Raw genomic sequence first — 15,695 nt, forward strand, 5'->3', positions numbered from 1 at the left:
CCTTGTATACGGCGCGCGAAATGGTGACCCGCTGGTAGTGATAGGTCGACCGGTTGCCGACCCATCGCTACCAGCGGTGTCGCGTGCTCCGGCCGCACTGTGCGATCGGCAGGCGCCCATGCGAACTCGAGTAGTGGTTGCCGCACTGGTCACCGGTTTCCCGGTCGGCTCCCGGTTGTGCCGCCGGGGAATTTACGGATGGTGATCGGCTCGGCGAAGATCCCCAGCGCCGCTATGCGCTCGGAACGCGGCAACGCGATATGCCGCTCGAAGGCCATGTCGTCGGTCCATTCCTCGACCAGGATGAGGCGACCGGGGTCGTCGGGATGGATGTACAGCTGGTAGCTCAGGCAGCCTTGCTCGGCCCGCGTCGGCTCGACCACCGCGTCCAGTTCGGTTCGCAGGCGATGCTCTTGGCCGGGCTCGGCGGTGAAGCTGACGATGACGACGAGGGTTTCCAGCAGCTCCGTTCGGTTCATCACTCCGCGAAAGGCGCGTTCGTCACGCCCATCTCGAAGCCGAGTCCACGCATCACCGCGGTGCGACCCTCGGGGACATTCTCGGATTCGATGCGGACCGCTTCGATGACCCGGCGCTTGAAATCGAGTCGAGGGTGTTGCGCGACAACGGTATCCACCCACTGGCGGTTCATCTCTTCGATGCGAGTTCCGCCGAGGTCTGTTTCGCATCCCGCCGAGACGATACCGGCCAGATCCGACAGGTCCTTTTCGACGCCGAAGGTGATGTGTCCGGATATGCCGTTGCGTACCTTGACAACCTTGTCCCGCGGCACGTTGAGACCGGTGAGGAAGGTTTCGGCATCCTGGGCGCCGCGAACGGCGAAACATCTTCCGGGAACCGGATGTTCGAACTCGATGTCGTGCAGGATGGCCGTGGTGAAGTGCAGCTCCTCGTCGATCGGCACCCGGTCGATCTTCGCGAGGACCTTGCCGAAGTAGTAGACCCGGTAGGAGTGTTCGAGCACCCACGGGCTCAACTTCTGTCGAGCCTCCCACTCGGCTTCCTTCGCAAGCGCGGTGTCCGGAATCCGCATTTCGACGTCATCGAGCACGCCGGGACCCTGCTTGCCGAGGAACGTCAGTGCATGACTGCTGAACGCGCCGGGCATCAGCGTCGCCGCGGCGACAAGGAGTTTCCCCAACTGCCGGCGATCGAGCTTGCCGCCGGTACTGTTCGCCCAATTCCAATCGAAATCGTCCTGTGCGCCCATCAGCCGAACCTCAATTCATCACTGTTATCGGGTTACCACCGCGTCCAAGACCGTCATGGCCAAGTCGGCAGTGGTGAGCAAAGCCTCGTGCGAGGCGCCATCGCGAGCCTGGATGGCCATACCGAAGACGACGGTGCCGAAGTAGCCCGCGAGTGCCTCGATGTTCACGGTGTCGGAAATTTCGTTCTCGCGCACCGCATGTTGCAGGCGGAGCAAGATGCCGGCCTGCAATGAGCCACGGAGCTCGACGAGAAATTCCCGCAGCGGGTCGTCGTGCGCCGGCCCGTCGGTCGCCGAGAGCACGACCAGGCAACCCAGCGGTGTGCCGGGCCTACTGAACGCTTCGGCATAAGCGTGCAGCGTGTCGGCGATCGCGGCCCGAGTGGTCGGCCCACCCCGCAACGCACTCTCGACGGGAACGCGCAGCGCCTCGGAATACAAGGCGACGGCTTCCCGGAACAACGCCTCTTTGTTCCCGAACGCGGCATACATGCTGGGGCGGTTGATGCCCAAGGCGGCGGTGATGTCGGTCAGTGACGTGCCTCGATAGCCACGTTCCCAGAACAACTCCATTGCCTGTTCGAGCGCGATGGCGCGATCGAAATTGCGCGGGCGTCCCCGGATTGCCACGTCAAAGCTCCTTTCTGTACCTATTGGTAAATATAACCCTTGACAGCACCTGTGGCAACGAGGAAAGTCGTTTAAGTACCTATCGGTACATAAGTCGGAACCAGTGTTGACCTGGTGCGATGAGTTGCGAAGGAGAGTTCCATGGACGTACTCGACAAGCGCCGTCCTGGCCGAGCCGGTCGGCGTTGGCTGCGGATCGGCGCGACGATTGCCGCGGCCGTGGCGCTGGCCGGTCCCTCGATCGCGGCCGCGTCGGCCGATCCCGCCGAGGAGCAGCCCCGGCACAGTTTCGCCGAGTATCAGGGCATCCCGATCTCGATCTTCGAGTACGGGCCGAGCGCCGACGAGGCGCCGACGATCGTGACCACCGGCGGTTGGCCGGGCGACTCGTCGATCTTCGAACCGGCGGCCCGCAAGCTCGCGAAGAAGTATCACGTGGTGCGCTACGACCGCCGCGGCGTGGGCGAGTCCGGCCACGAATTGACCGAGGAATCGAACAGCCTCGAGAATCTCGCGGGCGAGTTGGGCGCGGTGCTCGACAAAACCGCGCCCGGCCGTCCGGTGCATACCTTCAACGAGGCTTGGGGCTCCTATATCGCCGCCGAGTACGCGTACCGCAACCCGGGCCGCATCGCCTCACTCAGCGCGATCGGCGCACCCAGCCTGGACCTGCAGCATTACGCCATGGTCGAATCCGTCGACCATCCGCAGAACCTTCCGGGGAATCTGGCGTATGCCACGTGGTTCGCGTCGATGTCGATGCCGGTGCTCCCCGAGCTTTACATTCAGGCCGGGGCCACCGAGGCTGCGTTCGGCGCGCTGATGGCGATCATGGGCGAACAGCCGGTCCACATGACGAAAGAGGATCTGCTGGCCAGTGTTTCGATCTACCGGGCGAACGCTCCGGCGCGGTTGTTGAATCCGGAATACGACTACCTCACCGTGCCGGTTATGCAGGTGTTCCAATCTCCCCTCGACAACCCCGACGTGATCGCGGGCCTGGAGCGACACACCAACAACCTCTGGGTCACCGAAATCGAAGGCGGCCACGGCAATTTCGGCCGCACCTCGTGGCCGTTGGTCAGCAGCGAACTCGACAAGGCGATCGCCACCACCGAGTCGGGCACGCCGACCAACTGATGGCAGCCTGCAAATTCAGAGCGCCGGGAGCTCGTCGCAGAGGCGGCGGTAGGTGTCGAGCGCGGAGGGTGCGCCGGAAACGCCGGTGGGCGAACCTGATTCGATCCACTCGGTGAAGGTGGCGAACAGGACGGTGCTGGCGATGGCGAGCAGGAACCGCACCCGCGAGCGGGCCGTGGCGGGAATCGTCGCCAGCAATCCGTCGGTCCGCTCGTTGGTCGCGGCGGTTGCCGCTGCCATCAGCTGTGGCGATGTCGTGACAGTTTGGTACATACGTACCGTTGCGCGGACGTCGGGATCCTCGTCGACCGTTGTCAGCACACTGCCGAAAGCTTGCTCGATATCGCGCATGCGCACTTCGTGCGGATCCATCCGTGCGAACACCTCGTTCACGGCGTCGCTGAAGCCCCACTTGTCGTAGACGAGTGCGCTGTCCCTGGTGGCGAAGTAGCGGAAGAACGTGCGCGCCGATACTCCGGCGCGCACGGCGATGTCATCGACGGTGACCTGATCCGCGCCGCGCTCAGCAGCCAATGTCACTGCGGCAGTGTGGATCTCCAGCTCGGTCTGCCGCCGTCGGCGCGCCCGCAGATCCGGACTCGGACGCGATCCGGAGGTGTCTGTGTGCTGCATCACTCCAGCCTAACAAAGTGGCAGAAATTACCTAGATGGCAGACCTTGACGATATGGCAGAGTCTGCCAATCGAGCTTAGCCTGTGGGTAGCCGACCTCCCCTATCAATGCCGCTAAGGGCCGGGTTTCGCGCTTCTCAATCCCAGGTGAAGTCGAAGGAGCCGAGTCATGACGTCGTCACAGCTGTTGGTTCGTCCGCTCGCGCCGAGCGAGGTGCTGCATTTTCGATTCGGGCTCTACGTGGGGTACGCCGCGCAGGTGCGCGGCCTGCTCGACACTGTCGCGCTGGCGCAAGCGTTCGCGATTCTGCGTCAGGCGTACCCGGTCCTGTCCGCCCGACTGGTGCTCGACCCGTCGAGTCAGCCGGCAATCGAAGCCGCTCCGGAACTATCCGCCGCGATCGATGAGGTGTCCGGCCCCATCGACAACCCGCTGTTCGGACTACCTGATCTGGACGACCGCACCGCCGCGATCCACACGGTCCGCGGGAACGACAACACGGCCACGGTCACCCTGCTGACCCATCACGCCATTGCCGACGGCCACCACTCGCTGTATCTGCTGGCCGAACTGTGGCACCTCTATACCGCCTGCGTCACCGATGCGCCGATCGCTCCGCGTCGACACGACTACCCGCATTCGCTGGAGCATCTACTTGATCAGCGCGGCATGGGTATTGGCCCCACCGCGCTGCCGGACGACGCCATGCTCGAAGCCCTCGCCGCCGCCGATATCCCGCCGGGCCCGACCGAGCGCGTTCGCACTCGGCTATCCGCCGCCGACACCGCATCGCTGCTCGCCGCCGGGCGTAGCGCGGGGACCACGATCAATGGGCTGGTCTCCGCCGCGCTGCTGGCCGCGCACGCGCAAAGCCGCAACGTCGGCATCGACACCCTGCACTACACCTATCCCGTGGACCTGCGCGCCAGACTCACCCCGCGAGTCGGATACCCCGAGGGCACCAATGTGCTCGGCATGGCCTATTTCGCAGCGGACCCGGATGCCGGCGACGACCTCCTCGCACTGGCCCGCGCGGTGACCAGCACGCTTCGCGAAGGAATCGCCACCGGCGCGGTCTTCACCGGCAGCGCCGAATTCATGTCCGCCGCCCAGGGGAATTCGGCTGGCCCAGAAGGGTTTCTGTCGACAATGCTGGTCTCGACGAACTGGGGCATCATCCCGGCGTTGTCGACCCCGGCCGACCTGATCATCGAAGATTTCTACCCCGTCATGCCGAGCAATCCGATGACATCCGTTGCCCCGTACGTCATTACGACCTACGACGGTCAACTCACCATCGATACCTCGGCGCAGTCCACCGACACGAGTCGGCTCCTCGCGGAGCATCTGCACAGTTTGGTGAAGAGCTCTCGTTAGGCGTCGGCGGCGTCGCCGAGTCCCTGTGTCCAGCTGGCCTCTTGGCCGCGTCGGGCAATCCGCCAACCCTGCGGCGTGCGGACGTACTCGTCGATGTACCACATGCCGAGAAACGCGATCCGTGGGTCGCCCGCCGCGGCCGGTATCGCGATCGTATTCAGGCACATCACCCGCCCGGTTGCCCGGTCGCCGTCGACGCGGATATCCGGGTTGGCCACCAGGTGTTGAAACGCGGGAAACTGCGCCAGGCTCTGCGCGAGCCACTCCTGGATTTCGGTGAGCTTGCCCGCGTTACCGCCGAACGCGGTCAAGTCGATGTAGGCATCGTCGACGAATATTTCGTTCAGTGCCCCGAAATCCCGGCTGTCGATCGCGGTCGAGTACGCCACCAGTAAATCCTGAATCTCCAACCGGTCCGAAATCTCTTGTATGTCGAGCATCTGGCCTCCTGGAACATATGGCGGGAACCAACGACCCGCGCTCATCGAAATTACTGACTGCGAAGAATCGAGCACAGACCCCAAACGGCTGATCTCACCCTCCGATCGGCTGAGTGGGCAGCACTGGTCAGCCGCAATGACTTACCCGATCGGGATGCGCGAGGCTGGTAGTTGCAGCGGAAGTCGCTGACCGGCGATGTCATGTCGCCACGGATACGTGCGCCGAGGAGGCCGCCATGGATATAGCTGTCTTGGGTATGGGTCGGATGGGCCAGGCAATCGCGGGTCGTCTGCTCGACGGCGGGCATCGGGTGCGGGTGTGGAATCGGACGACGGGTAAGGCTGAGCGGCTTGTGTCCGCCGGTGCGGAAGAGACAGGCAGCGTCGCCGAGGCGGTGGGCGGCGTCGACGTGGCGATCACCATGTTGGCCGACGATGCGGCGGTCAGGGCAGTGGCGCTGGGGGAGCTGCGCACCGCGTTGGCTCCGGCTTCGAGCTATGTCGACTGTTCGACGGTATCGCCCGCGCTGAGCGGTGAACTGGCCGAGACCTTTCCCCGATTCGTCGCCATGCCCATGCTCGGCGCTCCCGCCGCAGTGAGTGCCGGCCAGGCAGTGTTGCTCGTCGGCGGCGCCCCCGACCGCGTAGACCAGCTCGGGCCGATGATCTCGTCACTGTCGGACACAGTCCGCCACTACGACACAGCACCACAAGCCCTCACCGCCAAACTGACCAACAACCTCCTGTTGCTTTCGGGAATCGTCGCACTGGCCGAGGCATTCGCCGTCGCTCGCTCGGGTGGCCTCACGAACGATCAAATGCGGGAACTACTCGGCGCGAGCCCGGTCGTGGCCCCCGGCTTGCACAACCGATTCGACAACGTGCTGACCGGCTCACCCGACGGCTGGTGGACCGCTGCGCTGGGCGCGAAGGATGCCGGCTTGGCCCTCGACATAGCCCGCGGAGCGGGAGTGGACCTGCCGGAGGCCGAGGTAATACGGCGTCTCTATGAGACTGCGGCATCCCGTTACCCGGACGCCGACATCTCGGTCGTCACCGACCTCTACCGCAGCGAGGCGTCAACAACATAGCGACAGCGCGGTATTCGAGCTTCCGATGGTTCAGTCGTCGGCGGGGTCGGGCGGCATCTGCGGCAGACCCTCGCTGGCACGCAGCTTTTCGGCCATCGCCGTGAGCAGGTTCTGCGACTCTTCGGACAGGTCGAAGGCGCGACTGGACAGGCGGCGCAGTTTGTAGCCCTGCACCTGGGCCAGCAGCGCGAGGTCGTGGTCGATCTTGGCGGCGTAGACATCGTCGGTGAAGTAGTCGGGTTTCACCTTGAAGAACTTCGCCAGCGCGGCGGCGGTCTCGGCGGACGGCTTGCTGCGACGCCCCGAGCGTAACTGGGAGAGATAGGGTTTGGAGAGGGGATGGCCCGCCGCCGTCAGCGCCTCGGCGACCTCGGCGTTGGTATGCGGAGGCCGTCCTTGGGGGTGCACGGTGGCGAACAGTTTGTTCAATCGTTCCGCGAAATCGGCCACTGATTCCCCCAGTCCTTCCGCCACAGCCGAACTTGCTGGTTCAACGATCCGCGATGCTAGATTAAACGACAACGATCGTTTGCGTTAGCTTTTCGTGATCCGACAACTACGGACCGGTCGCCCGGTTGGCCGCGCGAGGGCGGCCGGATGGGTTCAGCGGGTGCCGGTCAACCCGTGCAGGCCGGCGATGAGTTGTGCGGCGGAGGTGCCGTCGCCGAGGTGTTCGACCACGATCAGGCCGGGCATCAGGGTGGTCAGGAGCGTGGCGATGGCGGTGGTGTCGGCGGTGGCGGCGAGGTGTCCGTCGGTGCGCCACCGCCGCGCCAATTCGGTGAAGTTCGCATGGGTGGCGCGGTAGTAGTTGCGGACCAACTCGTGCAGGTGCGGGCGGCGCAGGGCTTCGGTCCACGCCTGCATGGCGAGTTGCGACAGGTCGTAGGCCTCGTGCTGACCTCGCCGATGCAGGGCGGCGACCAATGCGGTGACGGTCTGGTCGGGCGTCGGCGTCGGCTCGGCCGCCAGCAACTCGTCGAACAGGCCGCCGATCAGGGAGAGCGCCTCGTCGGCAGTCGCGTCGATCAGGTCGTCCTTGCTGGCGAAGTACCGGTAGACCGCACTGGTGGACAACCCGGTGGCCGCGACGATCTGATCCATCGACGTCGCATGAAAACCGTTGCGCGCGAAACAACTCCACGCGCTGGTCAGCACATGTCGACGCCGTTGCGCCCAGAGCTCCTCGCTGATCCGCGGCATCATCGCAGTTTAAACAAGAACGCTCGTTTCATCTAGCGAGTGGTTCGGAGCCGATCTGTCCGGACTGTCCGGTGTCGACCGCCCGGCGAAACTCAGCCGTTGATTACCTGCGGTGCGGCAACGGATTTAAGGCCTTCGACGCCGAATTCGAGTCCGTAACCCGACTTCTTGATGCCGCCGAACGGGACCAACGGGTGGACGCCGCCGTGGGAGTTGATCCAGACGGTGCCTGCCTCGAGGCGGGCGGCGATTGCGCGAGCGGTCGCTTTGTCGCGGCTCCAGACCGACGCCCCGAGGCCGACGTCGAGGGCGTTGGCCATCGCGATCGCTGCTTCGACGTCGTCGTAGCGAATGATCGGGAGGGCCGGGCCGAACTGTTCTTCCGCGACGAGCGGGTTGTCGTTGTCGATGTCGGCGACCAAGGTCAGCGGATAGAAGTTTCCGGGTGCGGTGAGATCGGGATCGCCGCCGGTGAGGAGCGTGGCGCCGGATGCGCGCGCCGCCTCGACCAGGCGGGCAACGATGTCGAACTGCTGTCGGTTCTGCAGTGGCCCAAGGACATTGGCCTCGTGCAGCCCGCGTCCCATCGGGGCGTTCGCGGCCACCTCGACGAGTGCCGCGCAGACGGCGTCGTAGATGTCGGTGTGGACGTAGAGCCGCTTCATGGCCGCGCAGGTCTGACCCGTGTTGATGAACGCGCCCCAGAAGAGATCTTCGGCGATCGCTTGCGGATCGACGTCCGGGAGCACGATGCCCGCGTCGTTGCCGCCGAGTTCGAGGGTCAGTCGTTTCACAGTGTCGGCCGAGCTCTTGATGACGGCCTGGCCGGTTCGAGTGGATCCGGTGAACATCAGCTTGTCGATGCCGGGGTGGCTCGCCAGGCGGGCACCCAGTTCGCCTGCACCGACGACAGCCTGCAAAACATACTGGGGCAGCACACTATTGAGCACATCGACCAGCGCGAGCACGCTCAGTGGCGTGTATTCCGATGGCTTGACCACGACGGTATTGCCCATCCGCAGCGCCGGTGCGATCTGCCAGATGGTGATCATCATCGGCCAGTTCCACGGGCCGATGGCACCGACCACGCCGAGTGGCCGGTAGTGCAGTTGCGCGTGGGTGGCGTCGTCGTCGACCAGTGTCTCGCCAGGCAAGGTCGTCGCTGCGGTGGCCCGCAGCCACCCGACGCACGCGCCCACCTCGAAACGGGCATTGGGACCGTTGAGCGGCTTACCCTGCTCGCGCGAAAGCAGTTCGGCGAGTGGCTCGGTCGCGGCCTCGACCGCGTCCGCCGCGCGCAGCAACAGGTCGACGCGCTCCTCGTCGCCGCGCACGGCCCATCCGCCCTGCGCGGCGCGGGCCCGGTCGATCGCCGCGTCGAGCTCCTCGACAGGCTGGAAACGAACTCGTCCGACCACCTCCCCGGTCGCGGGGTCCGGGATCACTCGGCCGTCGGGGTCGGTGATGTTCGCAAGGAGATTCTCGTAGCTGACGGTCGTTGACGTCATGGCCAAGTCTTTCTCTGTGGACGATCAGTAGTTGCTGCGGGCCGGCTCGTTGTGCGGCGAGTCGATGAATCGGCGGGCGAGAGCCTCCGAGCCGCGGGCGAGCACAGTGACATCCGCGCCGACGAGGACGAACGTCGCCCCGTGGTGGGCGTACACCGCCGCCTGCTCCGGGTCGAAGGCGTTGACGCCCACCGGCTTTCCGGCCGCGACAACCTCCGCGAAGGCTCGCCGCACCTGCGCCGTGACGTCAGGATGGGTCTGCTGACCGAGCAACCCCATGGCGGCCGCGAGATCGCTCGGCCCGACGAAAACCCCGTCGATGCCGGGGGTCTCGGCGATCGCGCGGGCGTTCTCGACCCCCTCGACGGTCTCGATCTGCACGAACACCGAGACGTGGTCGGCGCCATGGGCGAGGTAGCCGTCGACGCGATTCCATCGTGCGGATCGTGCCAAGGCGCTGCCCACTCCGCGCCGCCCGATCGGCGGATACTGCGCTGCCGCAGCGACATCGCGCGCCTGTTCGGCCGTGGAGATCATCGGCACCAGGATGTTCTGTGCCCCTAGATCAAGGACCTGTTTGATCACCACGATGTCGCCGACGGGCACGCGAACAACCGGCGTCACGGCATAACCGGACACCGCATAGAGCTGTGCCAGAACGGATTCCAATCCGTTCGGCGCGTGCTCCATGTCGATCAGCACCCAGTCGAGCCCGGACCCGGCCATGATCTCGGCCACCACCGCCGACCCGGTGGTGATCCACCCGCCGTACATCGGCCGGTCGATGGCGGCCAGCGCGTCGCGCAGCGTCCGACTCAGGCGAATCGGCATGAGATCGCTCCCATCGGTCCGTAGTCGGCGAGGATGGTGTCGCCCTTTTCGACCCACAGCGGCCGGGTGAACGACCCGGCGAGCACGATCTCGCCCGCGTCGAGCCGATCACCGTGCGCGCCGAGTTTGTTCGCCAGCCACGCCACCCCGGTCGCGGGATGGTTGAGTACCGCGGCAGCGACACCCGACTCCTCGATCGTCTCGTTGCGGTACAGCAACGCCGAGACCCAACGTAGGTCGATTGCATTGGGCTGCAATGGATTACCGCCATAGACCATTCCGCCCATCGCCGCGTTGTCGCTGATGGTGTCGACGATGGTCCGTCCGGCCAGCTCGATCCGTGAGCTCAGGATCTCCAACGCCGGGACCACGTACTCGGTCGCCCGCAGCACATCGAAGATGGTGGCGCCGGGCCCGTCGATCGGTGCGCCGAGCACGAAGGCGAGTTCGACCTCGATCCGCACGTTGGCGAATCGGCCGTGCTCGATGACGGACCCGTTCTCGAAGACCATGTCGGCGAAGATCGCCCCGTAGTCCGGCTCGGTGATGCCGGTCGCCGCCTGCATCACCTTGCTGGTGAGGCCGATCTTGCGTCCGACCGGCTTACGTCCGCCAGCGATACCGCGACGCCGCCATTCGTGCTGCACGGCATACGAATCCGCCACGGTCATCTCGGGATAGCGAGCAGTGAGCAGTGGAATGGTGCGGCGGTCACGTTCGGCGGCCGCCAACTCGTCGGCGATCGCCGCGATGTCCTCGGTGGACAGCACCGGTACTCCTCTCAGAGTTGCGCGCCGAGCTTGTACTCGCCCTGCGCCCGTCCGGATTCGGACTTGCGGGTGTAGGAGAAGCCGTCCGCGCCGATCGTGACGGCCATCTCCGACTCGTCGGTCCGCATGGTGATCGGCTGCGGATTGCCGTCCAGGTCGAGGACCGGCGACGCGTCGGTGTACCAACTCGGCACCACCGGGCTGCCCCACCAGTCGCGCCGCTGATTGTCGTGCACATCCCAGGTGACCACCGGGTTGTCGGGATCCCCGGTGTAGTAGTCCTGGGTGTAGATCTCGATGCGATGCCCGTCGGGGTCGCGCAGGTACAGGTAGAAGGCGTTCGAGACACCGTGCCGACCGGGCCCGCGTTCGATGAGGTCCGACATCCGCAGCGCGCCGAGCTTGTCGCAGATGGCGATGATGTTGTGCTTCTCGTGCGTCGCGAACGCCACGTGGTGCATTCGCGGCCCGTCCCCGCCGGTCATCGCGGTGTCGTGCACGGTGGACTTGCGCCGCAGCCACGCCGCGTACACCGTGCCGCCCGCATCCTGGATGTCCTCGGTGACCCGGAAGCCCAAGTCCTCCATGTATTTCACCGCTCGCGGGACGTCCGGAGTGACCTGGTTGAAGTGGTCGAGCCGAACCAGCGCACCCGGGCTGTACAGCTCGTAGTGCCACGCGAGGCGCTCGACATGTTCGACGTCGTAGAAGAATTCGTACGGAAAGCCGAGCGGGTCCTCGACCCGCACCGAGTCGCCGACGCCCGTCGTGAAGCCCGCTGCGCGCCGCTCGACGCGGCAGCCGAGCTCGGTGTAGAACTCGACGGCCCGGTCGAGTTCCGCGGGCCCGCGCACCCGGTAGGCGAATGCCGCGAGGGCGGCGATCGGCCCCTTGCGGAGCACGAGGTTATGGTGGATGAACTCCTCGAAAGACCGTAGGTAGACGGTGTTCTCGTCTTCCTCGGTCACCACCAGGCCGAGGATGTCGACGTAGAAGTGACGCGATCGTGCCAGGTCCGTAACGACGAGTTCCAGGTAGGCGCAGCGGAGCACATCCGGCGGGGTCGCCTTCGGCGTGCGGAGTGGATTGGTCGCGCGGATCGGATCTTCTTCGGTAACGACGGGTTCGGGGGAGACGGTCACAATGGTTCCTGCTTGCCGAAGGTCGGGTTGTTGGTTGCGCCCAAGGTGATGTGTACAGCTTGTTGATCGGTGTAGAAGTCGATGGAGCGGTAGCCGCCCTCGTGGCCGAGCCCGGAGGCTTTCACACCGCCGAACGGAGTCCGTAGATCACGGACATTGTTGGAATTGAGCCACACCATGCCCGCCTCGACCGCCTGCGCGAAGGTGTGCGCGCGCTTCAGATCGTTGGTCCAGACGTAGGCGGCGAGCCCGTACCGGACACCATTGGCGAGGGCCAGCGCCTCTTCGTCGGTATCGAACGGCGTGATCGCGACCACCGGCCCGAAGATCTCTTCCTGGAAGATCCGCGCGTCCGGCTTCACATCGGCGAATACCGTTGGTGCCACGAAGTTTCCGGTGTCGAAGCCGTCGGGTCGGCCACCGCCGGCGACCAGGCGGCCTTCGGACTTTCCGATCTCGACGTAGCTCATCACCTTGTCGAAGTGCTCCGGATGCACCAGGGCGCCTACTTCGGTCTTCGGATCGTGCGGGTATCCCACGACAACCCGTTTCGCCTGTGCGGCATAGCGTTCCACGAACTCGTCATAGATCGACCGCTCGACGAGGATGCGGCTACCCGCCGTGCACCGCTCCCCGTTGAGCGAGAACACCCCGAAGATGGTCGCGTCGATGGCGGCGTCGAGATCGGCGTCGGCGAAGACCACGGCGGGACTCTTGCCGCCCAGCTCCATCGACAACCCCTTCAGCGCCGCCGCGGCATTCCCGAAGATGAGCTGCCCGGTACTGCTCTCGCCGGTAAACGAGATCAGCGGCACGCCAGGGTGTTTCACCAGCGCGTCGCCCGCCTCCGCGCCGAGCCCGTTGACAAGGTTGAACACGCCGTGCGGCAGCCCGGCCTCCTCGAAGATCCCGGCCCACAGCGACGCCGACAGCGGCGTGAACTCGGCGGGCTTGAGCACCACGGTGTTCCCGGTGGCCAGCGCCGGCGCCAGCTTCCAGGACTCCAGCATGAACGGGGTGTTCCACGGCGTGATCAACCCGGCGACGCCGATCGGCTTGCGGTTGACGTAGTTGAGCTGCCGCCCCGGCACCTGGTAGGTGTCATCCACCTGGGCGACGACGAGGTCGGCGAAGAATCGGAAGTTCTCGGCGGCGCGCCGCGCCTGCCCGAGCGCCTGGGTGATGGGTAGCCCTGAGTCGAACGATTCGAGTTCGGCCAGCCGAGCGTCCCGGGATTCGACTAGGTCCGCGATCCGATGCAGAATGCGCGACCGCTCGCGGGGCAGCATGCGCGGCCACGGTCCCGCCGTGAAGGCCTTGGTCGCAGCGATCACGGCCCGGTCGATGTCGGCCTTCTTGCCCGCGGCGGCTTGCACGTAGACCTCGTTGCTGACCGGGTCGAGCACGCCGAACGTGGCGTTGTCGACCGAGTCGACGAACGCACCGTCGATGTAGTGCTGGATCCGCGCCGGTAGGTCCGCGGGCGTGTGCGGGGTGGCGACCGCGTTCGTCATGAGCGACTCCGGGGTTCAGATGGCCGTCAGGCCGGGCTCGTCAGGGTGTTCGTGCGCCAGGTAGGCGTCCAGCGTGGCCGCGCGATGCCTGCGGGCGACCTGCTCGATCTCGCCGAGCGGCGCACCGATCTCGATGAGGCGCACGATGTTCTCGTGCTCGCGCACGGACTCGTGGGCGCGCCCCGGCACGAAGGCGAACGTCGACGAACGCAGGTGTCCCAGGCGAGACCACTCCGACTCGACGAGGGCGACGATGCGCGGATTCACGCACTTGGTGAACAGGATCGAGTGGAACTCGTGGTTGAGTGCGGTGAACGCGCTCGGGTCGAAATCGTCCAGCGACTCGATCATCCGATCGTTGACCGCCCGCGCCCGGCGCAGGTCGTCTTCGGATAATCGCCCGGCGGCAAGCGCTGTCGCCGCGCCTTCGAGGACGCTGAGCGCCTGCATGCTGTGCCGATATTGCGAATCGTCGACCATCGAAACCTGCGCGCCCACATTGCGTTCGAAGGTGACCAGGCCCTCGGCCTCGAGCTGCCGGATGGCCTCACGCACCGGCACCACACTCATGTCGAGATCCTTGGCGATGGCGCTGAGCACCAGCCGGTAGCCCGGGGTGTACTCCTGACGCGCGATCCGCTCCTTGAGCCAGTGATACGCGACCTGCGACTTACTTTGTGTGCCACTGGAACTCACCGATTCTGGCGCCACTGGCGGTACCTCGCCTTCCATTCCGCGTCGGGGGGAAACAGGCCGTGCACCGGGTGCCCGGCGCCGACCTGCTCGGCGATCCAGCCGTCTTGGACCTCCTGCTCGAGAGCATCGTCGACCACTTCTTCGGCGATGCTCGGGGGTAGCACAAGCACACCATCTCCGTCGCCGACGATGATGTCGCCGGGCTGGACGGTGGCGCCGCCGCAGGAGATGGTGAGGTCGCAATCCCATGGCACGTGCTTGCGGCCGAGCACCGCCGGATGTGGACCGGCGGCGAAGACCGGGATACCGATCTCGGCGACGGCATCGTGGTCGCGCACACCGCCGTCGGTCACCACACCGGCCGCCCCACGCACTGTGGCCCGGAGCGCCAGGATGTCGCCCAGCGTGCCCGACCCGGTCTCGCCGCGCGCCTCGATGACGATGACCTCGCCCGGTGCCACGGTGTCGAACACTCGCTTCTGTGCGTTGTAGCCGCCGCCGTGCGAGGTGAACAGGTCTTCCCGATTCGGCACGAACCGCAGTGTCCTGGCGGTGCCGACGAGCCTGGTGCCGGGTCGCATCGGCCGCACGCCGTCGATGGATACGTTGTTGAGGCCGCGCTTGCGCAGCTGCTGTGACAATGCGGCGACCGGCACCCGGGACAGCTTGTCGCGGAGCGCATCGGGGAGTACTGAAAGCTCGGGAAGTCCTGCGGCGGAACGGGATCCCCATGCCTCGATACGCTGCGTATCGTCGACCGACGGGAGCGAACCGAGGGCAGCGTCGAACTCGTGGGTGCCTTGTACGACCGTGGTGACCAGACGCCCAGAGGTCGGTGCCCCTACCGCGTCGGGCGCGTCGACTTCGACCTCGACCACATCGCCGGGAGCGACGACCGACGACCCCGCCGGTGTCCCGGTGAGGATGACGTCGCCCGGCTCGAGCGTGAAGTGCTGCGAGAGATCCGAAACAAGCTGGGGGAGCGGGAAGATCAGGCCCGAGGAGCTGTCCTCCTGGGCGAGAACGCCATTGACCCAGGTGCGCACGCGCAGCGCTGCGGGCTCGATCGTCCGTGCATCAATCAGGTTCGGCCCCAGCGGAGTAAAGCCGTCGCCGCCCTTGGCGCGGACGTTGGATCCCTTGTCGTTGGCCCGCAGGTCATACAGCCCGAAGTCGTTGCCGGCGGTCACTGCCGCGACATGCTTCCACGCGTATTCGATCGGCACCCGACGGGCGAGACTTCCGATGATCAGCGCGATCTCGCCTTCGAACGCCAAAAGCTCTGTCCCCGCTGGCCGTTCGATAACGCCGCCGGTGGCCGCGACCGAACTGCTGGGCTCGAGGAAGTAGGACGGGTGCGCAGGCCGACGCCCCCGCTGATCCGCACGGGAGGCATAACTGAGATGGATCGCGATGATCTTGCCGGGCCTGGTCGGCAGCGCGGAAAACCGACGATCACCAGCATCGTGGTCGATCTTCATGTGCCTCC

17 protein-coding genes are annotated in these 15,695 nt (G+C 65.7%); 3 read left to right on the plus strand and 14 right to left on the minus strand.

Annotation, left to right across the window (positions count from 1 at the left end; translation table 11 throughout):
* Window positions 1-149: 149 nt before the first annotated feature.
* The 3 genes from ABZ942_RS28345 to ABZ942_RS28355 are packed head-to-tail and all read right to left on the minus strand — an operon-like array spanning window position 150 to window position 1,861.
* The gene (locus tag ABZ942_RS28345; RefSeq protein WP_357387145.1) at window positions 150-479 is read right to left on the minus strand and encodes a putative quinol monooxygenase; all 330 of its coding nucleotides are present in this window, start codon (window positions 477-479) and stop codon (window positions 150-152) included.
* Window positions 479-1,231 (minus strand): phosphohydrolase, encoded by a 753-nt coding sequence (locus ABZ942_RS28350; protein ID WP_357387147.1) that lies wholly within the window; start codon window positions 1,229-1,231, stop codon window positions 479-481. The genes ABZ942_RS28345 and ABZ942_RS28350 overlap by 1 nt, the downstream gene beginning before the upstream one ends.
* A gap of 24 nt (window positions 1,232-1,255) precedes the next feature.
* Entirely contained in the window at window positions 1,256-1,861 is a 606-nt protein-coding gene (locus ABZ942_RS28355) for a TetR/AcrR family transcriptional regulator (RefSeq protein WP_357387149.1), read from the minus strand.
* A gap of 141 nt (window positions 1,862-2,002) precedes the next feature.
* Between ABZ942_RS28355 and ABZ942_RS28360 the strand changes: the two genes are divergently transcribed.
* Window positions 2,003-3,001 (plus strand): alpha/beta fold hydrolase, encoded by a 999-nt coding sequence (locus ABZ942_RS28360; RefSeq protein WP_357387151.1) that lies wholly within the window; start codon window positions 2,003-2,005, stop codon window positions 2,999-3,001.
* Window positions 3,002-3,016: 15 nt separating this feature from the next.
* Here ABZ942_RS28360 and ABZ942_RS28365 read toward each other — a convergent pair whose 3' ends face one another.
* Entirely contained in the window at window positions 3,017-3,634 is a 618-nt protein-coding gene (locus tag ABZ942_RS28365; RefSeq protein WP_357387153.1) for a TetR family transcriptional regulator, read from the minus strand.
* Between the two features lie 168 nt (window positions 3,635-3,802).
* Here ABZ942_RS28365 and ABZ942_RS28370 point away from each other — a divergent pair, with 168 nt between their 5' ends.
* Entirely contained in the window at window positions 3,803-5,011 is a 1,209-nt protein-coding gene (locus ABZ942_RS28370) for a hypothetical protein (RefSeq protein WP_357387154.1), read from the plus strand.
* Here ABZ942_RS28370 and ABZ942_RS28375 read toward each other — a convergent pair.
* Window positions 5,008-5,451, minus strand: a complete 444-nt coding sequence (locus ABZ942_RS28375; protein ID WP_357387155.1) for a nuclear transport factor 2 family protein — start codon at window positions 5,449-5,451, stop codon at window positions 5,008-5,010. The genes ABZ942_RS28370 and ABZ942_RS28375 overlap by 4 nt on opposite strands.
* A gap of 236 nt (window positions 5,452-5,687) precedes the next feature.
* On the opposite strand from ABZ942_RS28375, the gene ABZ942_RS28380 reads away from it, so the two are divergent.
* The gene (locus tag ABZ942_RS28380; RefSeq protein WP_357387157.1) at window positions 5,688-6,542 is read left to right on the plus strand and encodes an NAD(P)-dependent oxidoreductase; all 855 of its coding nucleotides are present in this window, start codon (window positions 5,688-5,690) and stop codon (window positions 6,540-6,542) included.
* 30 nt (window positions 6,543-6,572) lie between these two features.
* Here ABZ942_RS28380 and ABZ942_RS28385 read toward each other — a convergent pair whose 3' ends face one another.
* From ABZ942_RS28385 to ABZ942_RS28425, 9 genes are all read right to left on the minus strand, one after another.
* Window positions 6,573-6,992, minus strand: a complete 420-nt coding sequence (locus ABZ942_RS28385; RefSeq protein WP_357387159.1) for a helix-turn-helix transcriptional regulator — start codon at window positions 6,990-6,992, stop codon at window positions 6,573-6,575.
* Window positions 6,993-7,145: 153 nt separating this feature from the next.
* Entirely contained in the window at window positions 7,146-7,745 is a 600-nt protein-coding gene (locus ABZ942_RS28390; protein WP_357387161.1) for a TetR/AcrR family transcriptional regulator, read from the minus strand.
* Window positions 7,746-7,837: 92 nt separating this feature from the next.
* Window positions 7,838-9,253, minus strand: coding sequence for an aldehyde dehydrogenase family protein (locus ABZ942_RS28395; protein ID WP_357387163.1), 1,416 nt, complete (start codon window positions 9,251-9,253; stop codon window positions 7,838-7,840).
* A 24-nt stretch (window positions 9,254-9,277) separates the two neighbouring features.
* Window positions 9,278-10,084, minus strand: coding sequence for an HpcH/HpaI aldolase/citrate lyase family protein (locus ABZ942_RS28400; protein ID WP_357387165.1), 807 nt, complete (start codon window positions 10,082-10,084; stop codon window positions 9,278-9,280).
* A complete protein-coding gene (gene hpaH / locus ABZ942_RS28405; RefSeq protein ID WP_357387167.1) occupies window positions 10,069-10,854 on the minus strand; it encodes a 2-oxo-hept-4-ene-1,7-dioate hydratase in 786 nt (261 codons plus the stop codon). Before hpaH ends, ABZ942_RS28400 begins: the two co-directional genes overlap by 16 nt.
* An 11-nt stretch (window positions 10,855-10,865) precedes the next feature.
* Window positions 10,866-11,954 (minus strand): 3,4-dihydroxyphenylacetate 2,3-dioxygenase, encoded by a 1,089-nt coding sequence (gene hpaD / locus ABZ942_RS28410; protein ID WP_357387935.1) that lies wholly within the window; start codon window positions 11,952-11,954, stop codon window positions 10,866-10,868.
* 38 nt (window positions 11,955-11,992) lie between these two features.
* Entirely contained in the window at window positions 11,993-13,510 is a 1,518-nt protein-coding gene (gene hpaE / locus ABZ942_RS28415) for a 5-carboxymethyl-2-hydroxymuconate semialdehyde dehydrogenase (protein ID WP_357387169.1), read from the minus strand.
* A 15-nt stretch (window positions 13,511-13,525) separates the two neighbouring features.
* On the minus strand, window positions 13,526-14,221 hold the full coding sequence (locus ABZ942_RS28420; protein ID WP_357387171.1) for a GntR family transcriptional regulator: 696 nt from the start codon (window positions 14,219-14,221) through the stop codon (window positions 13,526-13,528).
* Window positions 14,203-15,687: a fumarylacetoacetate hydrolase family protein gene (locus tag ABZ942_RS28425; protein WP_357387173.1), complete on the minus strand. Its 1,485-nt coding sequence runs from the start codon at window positions 15,685-15,687 to the stop codon at window positions 14,203-14,205. The genes ABZ942_RS28420 and ABZ942_RS28425 overlap by 19 nt, the downstream gene beginning before the upstream one ends.
* Window positions 15,688-15,695 lie beyond the last annotated feature (8 nt).

The sequence above is a fragment of the Nocardia sp. NPDC046473 genome (assembly GCF_040645995.1).
Lineage (GTDB): Bacteria > Actinomycetota > Actinomycetes > Mycobacteriales > Mycobacteriaceae > Nocardia.

Bases quoted from the DNA above. Each gene is read 5' to 3' on its own strand.
- hpaE (WP_357387169.1), bottom strand. From the start codon at position 13,510: ATGACGAACGCGGTCGCCACCCCGCACACGCCCGCGGACCTACCGGCG.
- ABZ942_RS28370 (WP_357387154.1), top strand. From the start codon at position 3,803: ATGACGTCGTCACAGCTGTTGGTTCGTCCGCTCGCGCCGAGCGAGGTG.
- ABZ942_RS28360 (WP_357387151.1), top strand. From the start codon at position 2,003: ATGGACGTACTCGACAAGCGCCGTCCTGGCCGAGCCGGTCGGCGTTGG.
- ABZ942_RS28380 (WP_357387157.1), top strand. From the start codon at position 5,688: ATGGATATAGCTGTCTTGGGTATGGGTCGGATGGGCCAGGCAATCGCG.
- ABZ942_RS28395 (WP_357387163.1), bottom strand. From the start codon at position 9,253: ATGACGTCAACGACCGTCAGCTACGAGAATCTCCTTGCGAACATCACC.
- ABZ942_RS28350 (WP_357387147.1), bottom strand. From the start codon at position 1,231: ATGGGCGCACAGGACGATTTCGATTGGAATTGGGCGAACAGTACCGGC.
- ABZ942_RS28365 (WP_357387153.1), bottom strand. From the start codon at position 3,634: ATGCAGCACACAGACACCTCCGGATCGCGTCCGAGTCCGGATCTGCGG.
- ABZ942_RS28345 (WP_357387145.1), bottom strand. From the start codon at position 479: ATGAACCGAACGGAGCTGCTGGAAACCCTCGTCGTCATCGTCAGCTTC.
- ABZ942_RS28400 (WP_357387165.1), bottom strand. From the start codon at position 10,084: ATGCCGATTCGCCTGAGTCGGACGCTGCGCGACGCGCTGGCCGCCATC.
- ABZ942_RS28390 (WP_357387161.1), bottom strand. From the start codon at position 7,745: ATGCCGCGGATCAGCGAGGAGCTCTGGGCGCAACGGCGTCGACATGTG.
- ABZ942_RS28375 (WP_357387155.1), bottom strand. From the start codon at position 5,451: ATGCTCGACATACAAGAGATTTCGGACCGGTTGGAGATTCAGGATTTA.
- ABZ942_RS28425 (WP_357387173.1), bottom strand. From the start codon at position 15,687: ATGAAGATCGACCACGATGCTGGTGATCGTCGGTTTTCCGCGCTGCCG.